Origin of the sequence: Bacteroides salyersiae, assembly GCF_031172035.1 — a bacterium.
In the GTDB taxonomy this organism is placed as follows: Bacteria; Bacteroidota; Bacteroidia; order Bacteroidales; family Bacteroidaceae; genus Bacteroides; species Bacteroides salyersiae.
Genome location: NZ_CP133452.1, coordinates 1,334,924 through 1,355,321, shown reverse-complemented (window position 1 = coordinate 1,355,321; position 20,398 = coordinate 1,334,924). Strand labels below are relative to the sequence as shown.

Below are 20,398 nucleotides of genomic sequence, written 5' to 3'. Positions count from 1 at the left end.
TTATTTTTTAGCATAAAGCACCGGATTCAAAGCCGGATCATTATACATCTTCATCTGTTTGTATACTTTCATATATTTCCTTCCGGCCTCAATATCTGCCAACAACTGGTCGATCGCCGTTGAAAGGTCTTTTTTCTGTTCCAGCAAGATAGCAAGCTTCACCTGACACTGGTCATGATGCTCTTTTGTTGTATCCGTGCGTTCCACTTCCTGTTGCATGTGATAAATTTTCAATGCAAGAATAGAAAGGCGGTCTATTGCCCAAGCCGGACTTTCCGTATTGATCGTTGCATCCGGTAGAGCAAGCACTTCTTTGTACTTATCAAGGAAATAGCTGTCGATCAACTCTACCAGATCCGTACGGTCCTGATTGGATTTATCAATTCTACGCTTCAGTTTCAATGCCTCCACCGGATCAATCTGGGGATCACGTATAATATCCTCAAAATGCCATTGCACGGCATCAATCCAGTTCTTCAGATACAAATAATATTCTATCGACTTCAGCTCGTAAGGATTGTTCATCGGAGCGTCTACACTGTCCGTAATATGATAATCGTTAGTCGATTTCCAAAAGATGTCATTGCAAAGGTTACTAAATGTCATAATCTTAACTTGCTTATATATATGTACAATAAGACAAAGCTAAAGAATATTTCTCACACAAGCAACCCTTTCTTACTTTTTTATTCTATCTTTGCTTGTCTCTAAAGAAAAATGTATATGAAAATTATTGTAGACAACAAAATACCCTACATACAAAAAGCCATTGAGAGAATCGCCGATGAAGTGGTATATATTCCCGGAAAAGACTTCACTCCGGAACTGGTCCGCGATGCGGATGCATTAATTATCCGTACACGGACACATTGCAACCGCGAGTTATTGGAAGGCAGCCAAGTGAAGTTTATTGCAACTGCTACCATCGGCTTCGATCACATCGATACGGAATACTGCCGGAAAGCCGGCATCACATGGGCCAATGCTCCGGGATGTAACTCTGCCTCCGTAGCACAATATATAGAGTCTGTACTTGCCCTTCTCAAACTCGTAAAAGGAAAAGAACTTCACAAAATGTGTATAGGCATCGTGGGAGTAGGAAATGTAGGAGGCAAAATCATCGACGTTGCTCAAAAACAAGGTATGCGAGTGTTACTAAACGACCTTCCCAGAGAAGAAAAGGAAGGGAACACGAACTTCTGTTCACTGGAGCAAATTGCCCGGGAATGCGATGTGATAACTTTTCACGTCCCTTTATATAAAGACGGGAAATACAAGACTTTCCATCTGGCCGATGAAGTTTTTTTCCGGTCATTAAAGCGTAAACCGGTTATCATCAACACCTCTCGCGGAGAAGTGATAGAAACCCAAGCACTGTTAAATGCCCTGCAGAATGGTTATATTTCCGAAGCCATTATCGATGTCTGGGAAAACGAACCGAATATAAACCTCGAACTATTAAATAAGGTAATGATAGGCACTCCCCATATTGCCGGTTATTCGGCAGACGGAAAAGCCAATGCGACCCGCATGTCATTGGACTCTCTTTGCCGGTATTTCGGAATAAAAACAACATATAACATTACTCCCATACAACCGGAAAACCTCGCGATACAAGCGGCAACCACGGAAGAAGCATGGTTGAAAATATATGATCCGCAACAAGACAGCAACAGGCTGAAAGCCCATCCCGAACAATTCGAACAGCTTCGGGGAGACTATCCCCTAAGAAGGGAAAAAGCGGCCTATCATATAAGCATAAGCTAAAACGTCCATATTTGCCGTATTTTTTGAACTACTATATTAAAACCAACCATAACCTATTTAAATTTCAGAAATCATGAAAAAAATTCTTTTATTTACTTTTCTTCTTTTGTGTACTCTCCCGGTAAGTAGCAAAAAGGCGGGGGAATTTACTGTTTTGCAATGGAATATCTGGCAGGAAGGAACATCTGTGCCAGGTGGCTATGAAGCAATCATTAATGAAATCGTTCGTCTGAAACCGGATTTCGTCACATTCAGTGAAGTCAGAAATTATAAGAATAGCAACTTCAGTGCCCGAGTCCTGTCTTCATTGCGTGAAAAAGGCATGACTTATTACTCTTTTTACAGCTACGACAGTGGCTTATTGAGCAAACATCCCATTACGGATTCCCTGACTGTATTTCCCGAGAAGGAGGATCATGGCAGCATTTACAGATTGTTATCTACCGTAAACGGACATAAAGTGGCCATTTATACGGCTCATCTGGATTATTTGGATTGCGCATATTATAATGTACGCGGATACGACGGTTCTACTTGGAAAGAAATAGCCAGACCACGAACAGTAGAAGAAGTTCTAAAGGTCAATACTGATTCACAACGTGATGATGCGATTCGCTTATTTATTGAACAGGCACGTAAAGATATAGCAGAAGGATACAGCATCATTTTGGGTGGTGACTTCAACGAACCTTCCCATCGTGACTGGGTGGAAGCAAACAAAAATCTGTACGACCATAATGGCATGGTAATCCCCTGGACAGTAACCACTCTGCTCGAAGATGCAGGATTCATTGACAGCTATCGCGAAATTTATCCTAACCCACTCACCCATCCCGGATTTACTTATCCATCGGACAACCCTTTAAAAACTCCCGAAAAACTCACATGGGCTCCCAAAGCCGACGAACGGGACCGGATTGATTTCATCTTTTATCAAGGGAAAGGCCTTCAAGCAGAAAAGGCGGTTATATTCGGCCCTAAAGGTTCTATCGTACGGAGCCAAAGAGTAGAAGAAACGTCAAAAGATCAATTCCTCACTCCCAAAAACGTATGGCCAACCGACCATAAAGGATTACTGGTTACCTTCCGTTTTAAGAAATAAAAAAACAAGAAGAGTCGCAACAGTTCAGAGGAAGAAGATGTAGATCATTAATAGTCAATCATGTAAGCATGTGCACTTGAGATTATCAGGCTTCTTCTTATATCAGCCATAAATTCATATTATTAAAACACCCGGATGTTGTCATGCACAACATCCGGATGTTTTTTATAGGAACATGGGGATGTTATTACTCAGAACATGGGGATGTTGTTATTTCCCAAGTATTGTCCTCTCTATTATTAAAGGATAATGTTTATACTCCAAAGAGTGTACCTTCTGTGCCACATCAATTGCAGAGTCATCCGGCAGTACCGGACACTTCGCCTGAAAGATAGTATCACCTTCATCATAATGTTCATTAATATAATGTATAGTAATTCCGCTTTCTGTCTCTCCGGCAGCAACCACCGCCTCATGTACACGATCGCCGTACATCCCCTTTCCACCAAATTTCGGAAGCAGAGCAGGATGTATATTTATAATTTTATCGGGATAAGCATGCAAAAGTCTCTCCGGAACACGTACCAAGAAACCGGCCAGAACAATAAAATCAATATGATATTCATGCAACAAAGCAAGAATCTGCTCACCGGAGACCCAATCTTCCTTCAGAAACACCTCTGAGGGCACCTGTAACCGATGTGCACGCTCTAAAACATACGCATCGCTTCTGTTAGAAAGCACCAACGCCACCCTAATCAAATCATTCTCTTGGAAATACCGGATAATATTTTCGGCATTCGTGCCGGAACCGGAAGCAAAAATTGCGATGTTTTTCTTCATAATCAGCTTATTCTATGCACAAAACAGTGAAAAATGTGCAAAAGATTGCATTTATTTAATCAAATATTTGCGCAGAACGATAAATATTTATTCCTTTGCACCGCAAAATTAAAGAAATAAAACTATTTATTAATTAAAAACTTAAAGTTATGTCTGAAATTGCATCAAGAGTGAAAGCGATTATCGTTGATAAATTAGGCGTTGAAGAATCAGAAGTTACAACTGAAGCAAGCTTCACTAATGACCTGGGAGCTGATTCTCTTGACACTGTAGAACTTATCATGGAATTCGAAAAAGAATTCGGTATCTCTATTCCTGATGACCAAGCTGAAAAGATTGGTACTGTAGGTGACGCTGTATCTTACATCGAAGAACACGCTAAGTAAATCGGATTTCATCAATATGGAATTAAAAAGAGTTGTAGTAACAGGTCTGGGCGCCATTACTCCCGTTGGCAATAGTGTACCCGAATTTTGGGAAAATCTTGTGAACGGGGTTAGTGGAGCAGGGCCTATTACTCATTTCGACGCTTCGCTATTCAAGACCCAATTTGCATGTGAGGTAAAGAACTTCGATGCAACCAAATATATCGACCGTAAAGAAGCACGCAAAATGGACCGGTACACACAATTAGCTGTTGCCGTAGCCCAGGAAGCAGTATCAGATTCTGGTCTTGATATCGAAAATGAAGATTTGAACAGAATCGGTGTTATTTTCGGTGCAGGTATCGGTGGTATTCGTACGTTCGAAGAAGAAGTAGGCAACTACGCTCTTCATCAGGAAAACGGTCCGAAATTCAATCCGTTCTTCATTCCCAAAATGATCTCGGATATTGCGGCCGGACAGATTTCCATCATGTACGGTTTCCATGGTCCTAATTATGCAACCTGTTCCGCATGTGCCACTTCCACCAATGCCATCGCTGACGCATTCAATCTTATCCGTCTGGGTAAAGCGAATGTAATCGTATCCGGTGGTTCGGAAGCAGCAATTGCTGCCGCCGGTGTAGGAGGTTTCAATGCAATGCACGCTTTATCAACCCGCAATGATTCTCCGGAAACAGCATCACGCCCGTTCAGCGCAAGCCGTGATGGATTCGTCATGGGTGAAGGCGGCGGTTGTCTGATTCTTGAAGAATTGGAGCATGCAAAAGCACGCGGTGCAAAAATTTATGCAGAAGTAGCCGGTGTAGGTATGTCAGCAGATGCGCATCACCTCACAGCCTCACATCCCGAAGGATTGGGAGCCAAGTTAGTGATGCTGAATGCATTGGAAGATGCCGAAATGGACCCGAAAGCAGTTGATTATATCAACGTACACGGAACATCTACTCCCGTAGGTGATATCTCGGAAGCAAAAGCTATTAAAGAAGTTTTCGGTGATCATGCCTTTGAATTGAACATCAGTTCGACAAAATCAATGACAGGTCACTTATTGGGTGCTGCCGGTGCGGTAGAATCTATTGCCAGCATCCTGGCTATCAAAAATGGCATCGTACCTCCGACTATCAATCACGAAGAAGGCGACAATGACGAAAACATTGACTATAACCTTAATTTCACTTTCAACAAAGCACAGAAACGTGAAGTTAATGTTGCCCTGTCCAATACATTCGGATTTGGCGGTCACAATGCTTGTGTAATCTTTAAGAAATACGCAGAGTAATATCGTGTTACGAAACCAAATAGACAAGATAAGGCTCCTGTTCTGTAAGGACAGAGAGTCTTATCTTTGTTTTTATAGGATACTTGGATTCTATCCTCGCAATATCCATCTTTACGAACAGGCACTCCTGCACAAGTCTACTTCCATCCGTTCGGAAAAAGGACGCCCTCTAAACAATGAACGTCTCGAATTCTTGGGCGATGCCATCCTTGATGCCATTGTAGGAGATATCGTTTATAAACACTTCGAAGGGAAGCGGGAAGGGTTCTTAACCAATACCCGGTCTAAGATCGTTCAGCGTGAAACATTGAATAAGTTGGCCGTACAAATCGGGCTCGACAAGCTCATCAAGTACTCTACCCGATCTTCATCTCACAACAGTTACATGTACGGCAATGCATTTGAGGCATTCATCGGTGCCATTTACCTTGACCAAGGATATGAACGTTGCAAACGCTTTCTTGAAGAGAGAATTATCCGTCCCTATATCGACCTGGATAAATTATCCAAGAAGGAAGTGAACTTCAAATCCAAACTGATCGAATGGAGCCAAAAGAATAAAGTAGAGGTATCTTTTGAACTCATCGAACAATTTTTCGATAAAGAAAGCAATCCGGTATTCCAAACAGAAGTACGCATTGAAGGACTTCCTGCAGGTACAGGCACAGGGTATTCTAAAAAAGAATCACAACAAAACGCAGCTCAAATGGCACTTAAGAAAATTAAGACACCGGATTTTATGGCAAGCATAAACGAAGCCAAAATGCTACATTCTCAAAAGGAAGAGATAACAGAAGCCGTATGCGAACAAACGGAAGAAACAGTGATCCCCGAAAAACTCATGCAAGAGGAGCCTGCCGAAGAACACAAATTGTCCGAAACGACATTCGACGAAAACTAAGTTTATCCGAAGCAAATCCCCATACGACGTCCTTGCACCACCAGATCATGGTCTTCAGTGACCAGCTTTAACTTACCGGCCACTTCATTCAAAGGAAGAGAAGATATTTCGTCCCCTTTCAAAGCAATCATACGGCCGAATTGCCCATCAGCAATCAGTTCGGTAGCATGCCCTCCCATCCGTGTGGACAAATTACGGTCAAACGGTGTAGGTGAACCTCCCCGTTGAATATATCCGAGAACAGTCTCACGGGTTTCAATACCGGTTTCGTATTCTATCTCCTGAGCGATATACTCGGCAGCACGTTTCCGCCCGTCCGTCTGAATACCTTCTGCTACAACCACGATGGAATACGGTTTTCCTTTCCTCAAACGGTTCAGGATCACCTCACCGATATTCTTTATATCATAAGGAATTTCCGGAAGAAGAATTACATCCCCTCCACCAGCCATGCCCGAATACAGAGCAATCCAACCGGCTTTATGTCCCATGACTTCAATGACCATCACACGTTTGTGAGAACTGGCAGTGGAGTGTAGGCGGTCGATGGCATCCGTAGCAATACTCACGGCAGAGTCGAATCCGAAAGAGATATCCGTCCCCCAGATATCATTATCAATCGTTTTAGGGACAGAAACAATATTAAGCCCCATAGCGGCAAGCTTGGCTGCTGTTTTCTGTGTTCCATTACCACCGATGCAAACGACGCAGTCGAGCCCTATTTCCTTGATATTATGCTCTATCAAGGCAGGCTTATTCACATCTTCGGCAACTACCCCTCCTTTTTTAAAAGGTTTCTCACGCGAGGTACCCAAAATAGTGCCACCCAAATTAAGCAAACCGGACAATGACTTATCCGTTATCAGCTCTACATCCTTGGTTAACAGACCTTGAAAACCACTATGGATACCGACGACTTCCATACCATAATAATTTATGGCAGTTTTACACACGCCACGAATGGTAGCATTGATGCCGGGACAATCGCCCCCCGAAGTTAAAATTCCAATTCTCATCGCCGTTTATTGTTCTAAAGTTCGGAACTACTCTACTCTTCTTTAACTTTTAACTATTATTTCCGTGGTAAAGATAGAAAAAAAAGATAAATAAGGTTACTTTTGCACGATTAAACATTATCCCAGTAAGAGAAATGAATATCACAAAGATTATAAGACAAGCGTTCAATTCCCGTTTAAAAGAAATAGACCTCTATGCGAGCCAGGCCGGAGAAATACAGCATCGTGTCATGACACGGCTCGTTAACCAGGCTGCCAATACCGAATGGGGAAAGAAGTATGATTATAAATCGATACGAAATTACGAGGAGTTTAAAAGCCGTATCCCTGTACAAACCTATGATGAGATAAAACCTTACGTAGAACGTCTTCGGGCAGGAGAACAGAATCTACTCTGGCCCTCGGAGATTCGTTGGTTTGCCAAGTCTTCGGGAACCACCAACGATAAGAGTAAATTCCTTCCCGTAAGCAAAGAAGCCCTGCAAGATATTCACTACCGCGGAGGAAAAGATGCGGCGGCTCTCTATTTCCGGATAAATCCGGACAGCCATTTCTTCTCCGGCAAAGGATTGATTTTAGGTGGCAGTCATAGTCCGAACTTAAATTCCAATCACAGCCTTGTAGGCGATTTATCTGCCATTCTTATACAAAACGTAAGTCCCCTTATTAATCTGATACGCGTTCCCAGCAAGAAAATAGCTCTGATGAGCGAATGGGAAACCAAGATAGAAGCAATTGCCAACAGCACGATTCCGGTCAATGTTACCAATTTGTCGGGCGTACCTTCATGGATGTTGGTACTCATTAAACGTATTCTCGAAAAAACAGGCAAACAAACATTAGAGGAGGTATGGCCTAACCTTGAAGTATTTTTCCACGGAGGGGTGGCTTTCAATCCTTATCGTGAACAATACAAACAGGTGATCCAATCGCCCGGAATGCATTATGTGGAAACCTACAATGCTTCTGAGGGTTATTTCGGAACGCAGAACGATCTTTCAGACCCGGCCATGCTGTTGATGATCGATTACGGAATATTCTACGAATTCATGCCATTGGAAGAAGTTGGCAAAGAATTTCCCCATACCTGCTGTCTGGAAGAGGTAGAATTGAACAAGAATTATGCAATGATTATCTCTACTTCCTGCGGGTTATGGAGATACATGATTGGCGATACTGTAAAATTCACAAGTAAAAACCCGTATAAGTTCATTATCACCGGACGCACCAAACACTTCATCAATGCCTTTGGCGAAGAACTGATAGTGGATAATGCAGAGAAGGGACTGATTAAAGCCTGTGCAGCAACCGGTGCACAAGTCAGTGATTATAGTGCAGCACCGGTATTCATGGACGAACATGCCAAATGTCGCCATCAATGGCTGATAGAATTTGCGAAAATGCCTGATTCCATCGAGAATTTTGCTGCGATATTGGACGCTACTCTTAAGGAAGTAAACTCCGATTATGAAGCCAAACGCTGGAAAGATATCGCCTTGCAACCACTTGAGGTGATCGTAGCCCGGAAGGGATTATTCCATGATTGGCTGGCCCAAAAGGGCAAATTGGGCGGACAACACAAGATCCCCCGCCTAAGTAATACAAGAGAGTATATCGAAGAAATGCTGGAATTAAATGAAGAATAATGTGACAATATGCCAATGTGTCAATTTGCCAATTGCTATTCAGCATTTAGTATTTAGTATTCAGCATTTAGTATGATAACAGTACGGGTGGTTGACACATACTGACATATTACAACCACAAAAGCGGTGGAATATCACTATCAAATTCTCCCCATTCACCGCTTTCACCTTTTCGAGCAATCAGCTTGTTCATCGGCATTTGAGGGTGAAGGCTCGTCCCCCCGTTTTTATGCACCGTGCAAAAGTCTCTTACGAACGCTGCATACGGGTCGTATGGATAATGCCCAGTGAAGGTAAGCACGCTGCTTACGATTACTGATGTGCCGTGACAGCGCAGCCAATTGGTACATTGGCACATTGTCACATTGTTATAATACCTCCCCCCAACAGCAAGCCATCTTTATAAAAGGCGGCAGCCTGCCCGGGCGCAACAGCTGTAAGAGGTTCAAGAAGCCGGAGATGTAGCAATCCCTCTGTTGTCAACCGCACCTCGCAATGGTTTGCCTGTTTCCGGTAGCGTATTTTTACGATAATATCGTCATGCCCGAACAAACGAGGCTCGTCGATTATGTTCCAATCTTTCAGCCACATCTCCGTCTTCTCAAGAGCCTGCAATGAGGATAAGACGATTTTATTTTCCGCCGGCCATATTTCTTTCACAAATACAGCACGGTTTAAATCGATACCCAACCCTCTACGCTGTCCGATTGTATAAAACGGATATCCGTCATGCCAGGCAATAAAATCCCCCTTTTCATCGACAAATTTTCCTCTTTCAATGCCGGTTGTCGTAAAACCGGACTGCAAATTCTTTTTCAAAAAACTACGGTAATCCATCGGGCAAAAGCAGACCCCGATACTGTCTTTTTTAGTGGCGGCTTTTTCAAACCCTCTCGCAGCAGCAAAAGCACGTGCTTGCGGTTTCGTCATTTCCCCCATTGGCAGCAACATCCTCCGAAGAATATCCTGTTTCAACCCCCATAAAAAGAAAGACTGATCTTTATCCGAATCGGCAGCAGGTGTGATATAATATTTCTCATCCATCCATATTTTGCGCACATAATGGCCGGTGGAAATATAAAAAATACCCATTTCATCGGCCAACATTGCCAACAATGGCCATTTCAGATAATTATTGCAAAGCGTGCAGGGCACGGGAGTATGACCTGCTAAATATTCATCGATAAAATAAGTGACAATACGTTCATGAAATATCTTACGGGCATCGTAAGTTATATGCCTGATACCGAGCCGTGACGCCAATATACGAGCATCTTCCAAATACTCCGTAGAGTCATTCAGCTCAAAAAAACGGAAAGTCACTCCTACCACCTCATAGCCGGCGTCCTGCAACAACATGGCAGCAACCGAACTATCGGTCCCGCCACTCATTCCCAACAATACACGTTTCTTTTGCTCCATCATGCCGCAAATTTAAACAAAATCCCGTATCTTTACCTTTTCAAACTAAATAGAATGAAAGAAACAACGCCACATAGCCAACTTGTCATCGTCCTTTCTGAACATCCGGTACTGGGCATGCTGCTCATACCGTATATCGCAGAAAGAACTACAAAGGAAGAACTTTGTCTGATGGAACAAGCTTTCCATCTTTCTCCAAAAGCTGTGGCACAATTGAGCGAAACAGAACAAAAGGCCATTGAAATCGCGTCACACTACACCGAGAAATATTTGATGACGGTCTATTCCAAAGACAAGACGATTCCCAAGTTCCTCCGTAAACTATCCGAAGATCCGGCAAAGTTGAAAAATATCCGCCTGTTCATCGAGAAAAAACTGATAGAAATGATGGAATTGATCCGTACTCATGCCCTGCTTTTATATCAGAAACAAACAGGCAGCAAATTACTCTACTCACATCACGCCTATCATGTACATAGCAAGGACACAGAAGTTCACTTCTCATTTGAAGTGAACGAGCAATCATTCAGCTATCAACTGCAATGTTATAATGAAGGTAAAATCATTCCTCTTATGGAACTAAAACCAGTAATTGTCCTGACCGCCAATCCGGCAATCTTGTTATTGGGCATGGAAGTATACATTTTCCGGCACATAGAGGCAACACGGTTGCTCCCATTTACAAAAAAAACAAAGATTCGCGTAGACGCTTCACTCACCGAAAAATATATCGACAACATTCTCATTCCTATTGCCAGTTATCACACTATCAGCGCGAAAGGATTGGATATCCGCAAGGAAGAGAGACCTTGTGACTGTCTGCTATACGTAGAGGAAACAATCTATTCCACTCCACTTTTAAGATTGAATTTCCGCTATGGGACTGAACTGTTCACACCTCAACCCACCGAAGAAATAAAGAAATTCTTCTCACGGAAAGTTATAGAGGGTAAAAACATCATATACTATTTTCAACGTAACACCGATGTGGAAGAAGAAGCCATACAAATCCTCCAAAACACCGGACTGGAACGTATTAATGATTCTCACTTCAAACTATCGGAGAAAGCACCGGAGAAGAGCATAACCGAATGGATCACCGTACATCGGGCCATGCTACAAAGTTCGTTTATATTGACCAGCGACTTACAAGACACACCGTACTGCCTGGAGGAAATTCACATCGAACAAAGCTATGATGACGGACCGGACTGGTTCGAATTACACATAACGGTGGTCATTGATAATTTACGAATACCTTTCAGCCGTTTCCGTAAACACATTTTGGAAGAAAAGCATGAATATGCCCTCCCCGACGGACGGATAATTCTACTACCTGAAGAGTGGTTCAGTAAATACGCCAATCTGATGGAAATAGGCATGACACGAGGAAAGAATATCTACGTAAAACGTCCGTTTATGGGCATCGTAGAATCTATCATGGAAAATAATAATCCTAAGGAATTCATTCCTCCCCAATTTCAACAAAAATATCCCGTACCTATAGAAATAAAGGCCCAATTACGCCCGTACCAACAAAAAGGTTACGCCTGGATGATGAATCTTTACGAACAAGGTTTCGGAGGATGTCTTGCCGATGACATGGGATTGGGAAAAACGTTGCAGACACTCACTTTACTACAAAAGATTTACAGCCGCAATCATGATGATAACGACACGGAAAGAGAAAAGACCGAACTCCCGAAAAACAAGAGTGGAATATCGGTGGAATACGAACGGAATCCCATATTAAAAAGCGAGCCGATCCGTATCGATGAAATGGGGCAATTTGAACTTTTCGGAGATCTGACGAAGGAAAACACATTGAATAAATGTGAAGTTTCCCAACGTACCGCCGAAACTACTCGCAAACCGAGTACACTGATTGTAGTTCCCACCTCACTGTTACATAATTGGAAACGAGAAGCAGCCCGCTTCACCACTCTGTCTATGGCGGAATACAATAGTAATAGCCATTACAAGGAAGGACATCCGGAGCAATTTTTCAATCGTTTTCATCTGATATTCATCTCTTACGGTACCATGCGGAATAAACTCGATGTTCTCCGGCAATACTGTTTCGAGTACATCGTACTGGACGAAAGCCAGAATATCAAGAATAGTGATTCACTAACTTTCCGTTCCGCCATCCAATTGCGCAGCCGCCATCGTCTCGTGCTGACAGGTACTCCTATTGAAAATTCCCTGAAAGATCTTTGGGCACAATTCCACTTCCTGCAACCGGATCTTTTGGGAAATGAAAGTGCATTTACCAAGCAATTCATTAATCCCATCAAGCAAGGGAACAGCCGTATGGAATTACGCCTGCGCCAGCTTATCACTCCCTTTATCCTGCGTAGAAGTAAAAGTGAAGTCGCACCGGAACTGCCACCCCTTACAGAAGAAATTATCTACTGTGACATGCCGGAATCACAAGATGAAATATACCTGCAAGAGAAAAACAGTCTTCGCAATACCCTGTTGCAACTCAGTCCGAATAAAAAACAGCACCAGCAGTTCACGGTACTCAATGGCATTTCCCGATTGCGCCAATTAGCATGTCATCCGCGAATGATATTCTCCGATTATGAAGGAAGTTCGGGAAAACTGGAACAGATCATCGACACTTACAGAACCCTCCGTAGCGAAGGACACAAAGTTCTGATATTCTCCTCCTTCGTCAAACATCTGGAGCTGATAGCTGCGGAATTTCATAAATACGGCTGGCAATATGCCCTACTTACCGGTGCTTCCACCAACCGTCCGGAAGAGATCGCCCGATTCTCACAAACAGAAGAAATACAAGCTTTCCTCATCTCCCTCAAGGCCGGAGGGGTAGGTCTCAACCTGACACAAGCAGATTATGTATTTATCGTAGATCCATGGTGGAATCCCGCCGCCGAAGCACAGGCCATAGCCCGCGCACACCGCATCGGACAAAACAAGCAGGTCATTGCCTATCGTTTCATTACGAAAGACAGTATTGAAGAAAAAATCATCCGGCTACAGGAAGACAAACGGTTGTTGGCCGAAACATTTATCACCGATAGCGAATCGATTCCGACATTGACCGACCAAGAGTGGATCGGTCTGTTAGAATAAGCTAACCTTGTATTTTTTAGTATGATAGATAGACAAACTGTTTTATCTTGTGTAATATCTGACTTAATCAAAAAACAGGTAACCGCCTTATTTAGAGTTTATATTATATTCGCCCCATCAGAATAATATTAACTTTAATCATTCTTGTATTATGAGAAATGTATATTACACTATTCTTGTAGTTGCATGCCTGATAGGTAGTTTAACCGCCAAGGCGTCAACAAGGGCGGAGAACAGCTCCGGGTTTACAGACATCAAACTTGATTTGATGAAGGGAAATTTCCTCACTTCCGATGAAATTGCAAACAAAAATCAAGTCACATTTGGCATAGCGATTGCAGAAGACGGTACTCAAACCCGCGTATCAGCAGACGATGCATCTGCCAATATCGTACTAAAAGACTTTAAATACCACAGTGACGAGCATGGTCTCAATCCGGGTACAGCCATTGTAAAAGTACAAGGAGCCGTAAAAATCTCTATTGGAACATGTGCCTGGGGTGGTGATGTGACCATTACAAATGCCGATGGAACAACCGTGGCAAGTATGAATACCAATAATGGAAAATGCTACCACAATGATCAGACTTGTGCTGAAGCATACTACAATGGAGCAGCAACTACGCTTTCCATAAAAGGAGGCAACTATGTGCCCTATATAGCAATTGAAACAGCCAACGATGTTCCTGCAAATTCCAAAATCACCTTTTCTTTAGGTGAATATACCAATGCCGGCACAGCTCCTTCAGAAACTGAAGTGCAGACAGGTGCTACCTACACACTTCCTTTGAACAGAACTTTATATGTGGAAGGTAAAACATTGACAGCCTGGACCGATGGTAACAATAGCTACCAACCGGGTGAAGAAATAACAGTTACCGAAGACTTAGCTTTAACAGCCGTTTTTACTGATAACACCGTATCTCTAAATGACCGGGAAGACGAAGTGACGGTTAGCTGGGATTTTCAACGTAAGAATGGTGCCCCTACTTTAGCCTACGAAAAAGTAACCGGTATCTATGTAGCCCAAACTACCGTTAACGGCCAAGTTATTGATGTAAAAATAGATCTGGATACTACTTCCGGAAAAATAGCCAATGCCGGTTGGACAGACTGGGCACAAATGAATCCAGGTACTATCCTTACTATTCCTGCTGCCAAAAACTGTACAATTTCTTTGGAATCATACAGCGCAACGACCACTACCACTATTGCCGGTGATACCAACTATCAACTATCCGGAAACGTAGCAACCTATGTTTATGGAGGCGATGCTGAAAACATTGATATTGTTATAGGTGATGGTTCTTACTTCAGATACTTCACAGTAGTTTATCCCAAAGTAGAAAGCAATATCCAAGAACGTCCCGTTTATGTGACGGATTTCACTGACTGGCAAAGTTTGTCTTCCAGCAGCGCACCGGCCACTGTTGATCAAACCACTAATTTCAGTAATGAAACTCTCACTTTTACATTTGATGGAGTAACCGTTTCTCCTAATGGAACCAATAGTAAATTCCCTGCTGATGCAATGGGATATGCCATGGCAGAAAAAAATATGGCAGGTACGATCGTTACTTCAAAGCTGAGTAACATCACCCGAGTACGTTTCCGCCATGCTGCCACGGGAAGCAAGCGTGGTTATAAACTGGAAAAGAAAAATGCCACAGATGCTGATTGGGTAGTATTATCCGATGCCGTTGCCGATCCGGCAGGCGGAGCATGGGTGGAATGTGCCGTTAATGAAAACGATGTACAGTTACGTTGGACCAATCTGGCACCTGCTCAAAATGCCTATATGCTCGACCTTGAAATTTATTCCAATGTTGAAATCACCGTACCGCAAGTCACATTGGCAACAAACGTATCGCCCGCAGAAGCCGGAAGTATATCCGTTTCCCCTGTCAGCAGCCAATACGATGAGGGTTCTGAAGTGACGCTGACTGCTAACAAGAATTTCGGCTATAAATTTGTGAAATGGGTGGATGCAGCCAATCAGACGCTCTCCACCGATGCAAGCTACAAACAAATATTAAACGAAAGCATGGTGATCACGGCCGTGTTTGAACAAATAGCGACCTATTCACTCAAAACCAGCGTAGAAGGTGGAGCAAACAGTTATATGATAACCGCTACTCCCGATGCGACCTTAGTAAATGGCGAGAAAATGTATGAAGGAGGAACTCTTGTCACTCTTACGGCAACAGAAAATCCTATTCTGAAATTTACTAACTGGAAAAGCGGAGAAACGACCAATGAACTATCCGTAACCATGGACGATAATAAAGAGTACGTTGCCGTATACAGTGCTTCTGACTATATCGTAGGGTGGGATTTCATCCTAAAAGGCAACAACAGCCGTCCCGCAGACTTCATCTCCACAAGTGAAAATGAAGCAACCGCACTGATTCTTCGCAAAGAAGACGGAACCACTCAAAGCTGGCTGGATAAATCAAAAGAGTCAGGAGGCTACGAGGGTGAACCCGCTGCCGTAAACTGGAAAAACATCTCTGAGAAATATTACTACGAGACCAAAGTAAATGCAGCCGATTTCATCGACATCAAAGTTACTTCCAAAATGCTGTATAATTACAATGCATATTCCGTGCAAAAATTAGAATATTCTTTGGATGGAACCAATTATAAGGAAGCCGCCCGCATCACCCTGACAGGTGCAAAAGCGTGGACACCGTTGGAAGCTACGTTACCCGCAGAATGTAACAATGCAGAGTCATTACATCTCCGTTGGATTCCTGATTACAGCTCTGATATTGTAGGTACAGCATCCGACAATGACGGTACGGCTATCGGTGCAATTTACATCACCGGAACAGAAAACGGGATTCCTCCGGCAGATCCACCCAAATTGTTATCCAGCATCCCGGTAAACAACGCCGAAGAGATTTCGGCTACAGGACGTATCGTATTGACCTTTGACAGCAAAGTAAAAATGGCAGACGGCGCCGTAGCGACTTTGGGAAATAAAACACTGACTCCGACCGTATCAGGCAAGACAATCACTTTCTCCTATATGGGCTTGGACTACAACACTACTTATACATTCACATTGCCAGCCAATAGTGTATCCAATTTATTCGATAATGAGGTAAAAGAGGATATCACCATCCGGTTTACCACCATTGCCCCTCCGGCAGTGACTCCGGGCATGTATGATGCCATCGTCAGCAATGCCGACGAATTGCTTGAAGCCTTGGCACAAGGTAACGCTGCTTCTACTTCCGGTGCACGTTTCCGCATCTTCCTGCATGACGGGGTTTACGACTTGGGAAGCAAATGCCTGACGGACGTAAAATCGAACATATCACTGATTGGTGAAAGCATGGAAAACACAATGATCGTAAACAAGGCCCCTGCAGAAGGAATCTCTATCAGCGCTACCCTACAGCCAACAGGAGAAAACATATACATGCAGGATATCACCTTGAAAAATGATTATGACTACATAGGAACTACCGGACGTGCAGTATGTCTGCAAGATAAAGGAAACAAAAACGTATACAAGAACGTGCGTATGCTAAGTTATCAGGATACTTACTATTCTAACAACAACCGTATGCGTTCATACTTCGAAGACTCTGAAATTCATGGTACCGTAGACTTCATCTGCGGTGGCGGCGATGTCTTCTTCAACCGTACGTTACTCTATCTGGAAAATCGTTCTGGAAACTGTATTACAGCACCCGCCGGTGATACCGATTGGGGATATGTATTCAATGATTGTATCATCGACGGATACGATGCAAACAAAGGTACATATGCATTAGGACGCCCTTGGCAAGGTGCTCCGATGAGTGTATGGATTAATACGACGATGAAGGTTATTCCAAAAGCAGAAGGATGGAGTGATATGAGCGAAACGATTATTCCGAAATTATTTGTGGAATACAACAGCCACACAGAAAGTGGTATGGCAGTAGATTGCAGTGCCCGTAAAACGAAATACACCGGTGGAACCATCCCGTACAGCCCTGTACTTTCAGCAGAAGAAGCCGCCCGCTTTACCCTTGAAAACGTATTGGGTGGCAGCGATTCCTGGCAACCGGCTTTATTGACCGAACAGGCTGCGGCTCCGATTCTGACAGTCAACGGTTCTACTCTTACTTGGAATGCCAGCGACTACGTATTCTGTTACGCTATCTGCAAAAACGGAAAAGTAATAGACTTCACAAACGAAACTACCTATACGATTCCGGCAAATGCAACCGACGAAGATGTATTCACTGTACGTGCAGCCAACCAGATGGGTGGACTCGGACAAGCATCCAACGGAAGTAACGCTACCGGCATCGATCAAAGTACCGTAAACAAAGAAGTGGTAGAACGTCAATACTACAATGTAAACGGTATTCGTATCAATAATACAGAAAAAGGTCTGAACATCATCCGTACCATCTATAGCGACGGTACCATTGATACAGTAAAAGAATTCGTAAAATAAAGTAAGAAAAGGTTTCCCGACATACTTTGCCGGGAAACTATTCTCTATTACTGAATGCCGGCTGCATCCCTTTCATATGCAGCCGGCATTTTATTTGCAAGTAGCTGTTAATTGAAAGAAAACACCCTACCAAAAACAGAAAATATTATCTTTGCGCTCTCATAAATCAAACACTGAACAAAAAATGAATTACAAGCTCCTCGTTCTCGATCTGGACGGCACTCTGACCAACACAAAGAAAGAGATAACACCCCGTAACAGAGAGATACTGATACAGGCACAACAACAGGGCACACGACTGGTATTGGCTTCCGGCAGGCCCACTTATGGCATCGTCCCCTTGGCAAACCAATTACAAATGAATCAGTTCGAAGGATACATCCTCTCCTATAACGGCGGAGAAATCATCGATTGGAAAACTCACGAAATACTCTATTCAAACGTATTGCCCGATACCGCCATTCCTCAATTATACGAATGTGCCAAACGGAACGGCCTTGCCATCCTTACTTACGACAAAGAATACATCATCACCGAGAATCCGGAAGATGAATACGTAAAGAAAGAAGCCTTTCTGAACAAAATGCAAATCCGGGAAACAAACGATTTCCTAGCCGACATCCGCCTGCCTTTGCCCAAATGCCTGATAGTAGGAGAACCGGATAAACTGATAGCAGTGGAGTCAGAATTGTCCCTTCTGATGCAAGGCACAATCAGCGTTTACCGTTCAGAACCTTATTTCCTGGAATTAGTGCCGCCGGGTATCGATAAAGCCCGGTCACTTGCCGTATTATTGGAGAAGCTGAACATGAAAAAAGAAGAAATGGTAGCTATCGGCGACGGTTATAACGACTTGAGCATGATTAAATTCGCCGGATTAGGAGTAGCCATGGGCAATGCTCAAGAACCGGTAAAGAAAGCTGCCGATTATATCACTCTCTCCAACGATGAAGACGGCGTAGCCGTTGTTGTAGAAAGATTCTTTTCAGCATCAAAATAAGAAATATCAATTATTTATTCTAACTTTGTGGTTTCAAACAGAATAAATATCAAACGTTATGGAACATCAACTGACTATTTACAACACTTTAGATAGGAAAAAGGAATTGTTTGTGCCTTTACATGCACCCCATGTAGGTATGTACGTTTGCGGACCTACCGTGTATGGTGACGCCCATCTGGGGCATGCACGTCCGGCCATCACATTCGATGTACTCTTCCGTTATCTCACCCATTCAGGATATAAAGTGCGCTACGTGCGCAATATCACCGACGTAGGCCATCTGGAACACGATGCCGATGACGGTGAAGACAAAATCGCCAAAAAGGCACGCTTGGAAGAACTGGAACCAATGGAAGTGGTACAGTATTACTTGAACCGTTATCATAAAGCGATGGATGCATTAAATGTACTTCCACCAAGTATCGAGCCGCATGCATCCGGACACATCATCGAACAAATCGAACTGGTAAGTAAAATTCTGGAAGCCGGTTATGCTTATGAAAGCGAAGGTTCCGTCTATTTCGACGTAGCCAAATACAATAAGGACTATCATTACGGCAAACTCTCCGGCCGCAATCTGGACGACGTGCTGAATACCACCCGTGACTTGGACGGCCAGAACGAGAAACGTAATCCTGCCGACTTTGCCCTATGGAAGAAAGCACAGCCGGAACATATCATGCGTTGGCCCTCACCGTGGGGAGATGGTTTCCCCGGATGGCACGCTGAATGTACAGCGATGGGACGGAAATATTTAGGAGAACACTTCGATATTCACGGAGGAGGTATGGACCTGATATTCCCGCATCACGAATGCGAGATCGCTCAATCGGTGGCCTCTCAAGGCGATGACATGGTGCATTACTGGATGCACAATAACATGATTACGATTAACGGTACCAAGATGGGCAAATCGCTCGGCAACTTCATCACATTGGATGAATTCTTTAGCGGAACCCATAAGCTGCTGACGCAGGCATATACCCCGATGACTATTCGCTTCTTCATTCTGCAGGCGCATTATCGCAGCACGGTAGATTTCAGCAATGAAGCTCTGCAAGCATCTGAAAAAGGGCTGCAACGTCTGATGGAAGCCGTAGATAACTTGGAGAAAATCACCCCGGCAGCCACTTCTACAGTCAGCGTAAAAGAAATCCGTACGAAGTGCTATGAAGCCATGAACGATGACATGAATACGCCCATCGTTATAGCCAATCTGTTCGAAGGCGCCAAAATGATTAACAATATCATTGCCGGAAACGATACAATCTCCGCTGAAGACTTGAAAGATTTAAAAGAGACATTCCATCTGTTCAGTTTTGAAATTCTCGGTTTGAAAGAAGAGAAAGGCTCTTCAGATGGCCGTGAAGCGGCTTATGGAAAAGTAGTCGATATGTTGCTTGAACAACGTGTGAAAGCGAAAGCAAACAAAGACTGGGCGACTTCCGACTTCATCCGTAACGAACTGACCGCACTGGGATTCGAGATCAAAGATACCAAAGACGGCTTTGAATGGAAGCTAAACAAATAAA

The 20,398-nt window shown here is 43.4% G+C and carries 15 protein-coding genes; 10 read left to right on the top strand and 5 right to left on the bottom strand.

Features of this window, described 5'->3' with window-relative positions; all coding sequences use genetic code 11:
• Complete coding sequence (locus RB604_RS04995; protein ID WP_005927523.1) at positions 1-606, bottom strand: DUF4254 domain-containing protein; 606 nt, start codon at positions 604-606, stop codon at positions 1-3.
• Positions 607-723: 117 nt separating this feature from the next.
• Between RB604_RS04995 and pdxB the strand changes: the two genes are divergently transcribed.
• A complete protein-coding gene (gene pdxB, locus RB604_RS04990) occupies positions 724-1,767 on the top strand; it encodes a 4-phosphoerythronate dehydrogenase PdxB (RefSeq protein ID WP_055293246.1) in 1,044 nt (347 codons plus the stop codon).
• Between the two features lie 73 nt (positions 1,768-1,840).
• Complete coding sequence (locus tag RB604_RS04985) at positions 1,841-2,869, top strand: endonuclease/exonuclease/phosphatase family protein (RefSeq protein WP_005927527.1); 1,029 nt, start codon at positions 1,841-1,843, stop codon at positions 2,867-2,869.
• A gap of 210 nt (positions 2,870-3,079) precedes the next feature.
• Here the strand turns inward: RB604_RS04985 and purN are convergent, their stop codons facing one another.
• Positions 3,080-3,652, bottom strand: a complete 573-nt coding sequence (gene purN / locus RB604_RS04980; protein WP_007479344.1) for a phosphoribosylglycinamide formyltransferase — start codon at positions 3,650-3,652, stop codon at positions 3,080-3,082.
• Between the two features lie 149 nt (positions 3,653-3,801).
• On the opposite strand from purN, the gene RB604_RS04975 reads away from it, so the two are divergent.
• Genes RB604_RS04975 through rnc form a run of 3 tightly spaced genes read left to right on the top strand, consistent with a single transcriptional unit; the run spans position 3,802 to position 6,218 of the window.
• Complete coding sequence (locus tag RB604_RS04975) at positions 3,802-4,038, top strand: acyl carrier protein (protein ID WP_002558672.1); 237 nt, start codon at positions 3,802-3,804, stop codon at positions 4,036-4,038.
• Positions 4,039-4,054: 16 nt separating this feature from the next.
• Positions 4,055-5,317: a beta-ketoacyl-ACP synthase II gene (fabF, locus tag RB604_RS04970; RefSeq protein ID WP_005927537.1), complete on the top strand. Its 1,263-nt coding sequence runs from the start codon at positions 4,055-4,057 to the stop codon at positions 5,315-5,317.
• A gap of 4 nt (positions 5,318-5,321) precedes the next feature.
• Positions 5,322-6,218 carry a ribonuclease III gene (gene rnc / locus RB604_RS04965; protein ID WP_005927539.1) on the top strand — a complete coding sequence of 299 codons (897 nt, stop codon included), beginning with the start codon at positions 5,322-5,324 and terminating at the stop codon, positions 6,216-6,218.
• A gap of 2 nt (positions 6,219-6,220) precedes the next feature.
• Here rnc and RB604_RS04960 read toward each other — a convergent pair whose 3' ends face one another.
• A complete protein-coding gene (locus RB604_RS04960; protein WP_007479364.1) occupies positions 6,221-7,234 on the bottom strand; it encodes an ATP-dependent 6-phosphofructokinase in 1,014 nt (337 codons plus the stop codon).
• 134 nt (positions 7,235-7,368) lie between these two features.
• Between RB604_RS04960 and RB604_RS04955 the strand changes: the two genes are divergently transcribed.
• Positions 7,369-8,880 (top strand): GH3 auxin-responsive promoter family protein, encoded by a 1,512-nt coding sequence (locus tag RB604_RS04955; protein WP_007479366.1) that lies wholly within the window; start codon positions 7,369-7,371, stop codon positions 8,878-8,880.
• A gap of 109 nt (positions 8,881-8,989) precedes the next feature.
• Here the strand turns inward: RB604_RS04955 and RB604_RS04950 are convergent, their stop codons facing one another.
• Entirely contained in the window at positions 8,990-9,238 is a 249-nt protein-coding gene (locus RB604_RS04950; protein WP_129647852.1) for a hypothetical protein, read from the bottom strand.
• Between the two features lie 2 nt (positions 9,239-9,240).
• On the bottom strand, positions 9,241-10,302 hold the full coding sequence (gene mnmA / locus RB604_RS04945) for a tRNA 2-thiouridine(34) synthase MnmA (protein WP_007479368.1): 1,062 nt from the start codon (positions 10,300-10,302) through the stop codon (positions 9,241-9,243).
• 54 nt (positions 10,303-10,356) lie between these two features.
• Between mnmA and RB604_RS04940 the strand changes: the two genes are divergently transcribed.
• The 4 genes from RB604_RS04940 (at position 10,357) to cysS (ending at position 20,397) form a co-directional block, all read left to right on the top strand.
• On the top strand, positions 10,357-13,404 hold the full coding sequence (locus RB604_RS04940; RefSeq protein WP_055293243.1) for a DEAD/DEAH box helicase: 3,048 nt from the start codon (positions 10,357-10,359) through the stop codon (positions 13,402-13,404).
• Positions 13,405-13,555: 151 nt separating this feature from the next.
• Entirely contained in the window at positions 13,556-17,863 is a 4,308-nt protein-coding gene (locus tag RB604_RS04935; RefSeq protein WP_007479371.1) for a pectinesterase family protein, read from the top strand.
• Between the two features lie 184 nt (positions 17,864-18,047).
• Positions 18,048-18,863 carry a Cof-type HAD-IIB family hydrolase gene (locus RB604_RS04930; RefSeq protein WP_005927555.1) on the top strand — a complete coding sequence of 272 codons (816 nt, stop codon included), beginning with the start codon at positions 18,048-18,050 and terminating at the stop codon, positions 18,861-18,863.
• Positions 18,864-18,921: 58 nt separating this feature from the next.
• A complete protein-coding gene (cysS, locus tag RB604_RS04925; protein WP_005927558.1) occupies positions 18,922-20,397 on the top strand; it encodes a cysteine--tRNA ligase in 1,476 nt (491 codons plus the stop codon).
• Position 20,398: the final 1 nt, after the last annotated feature.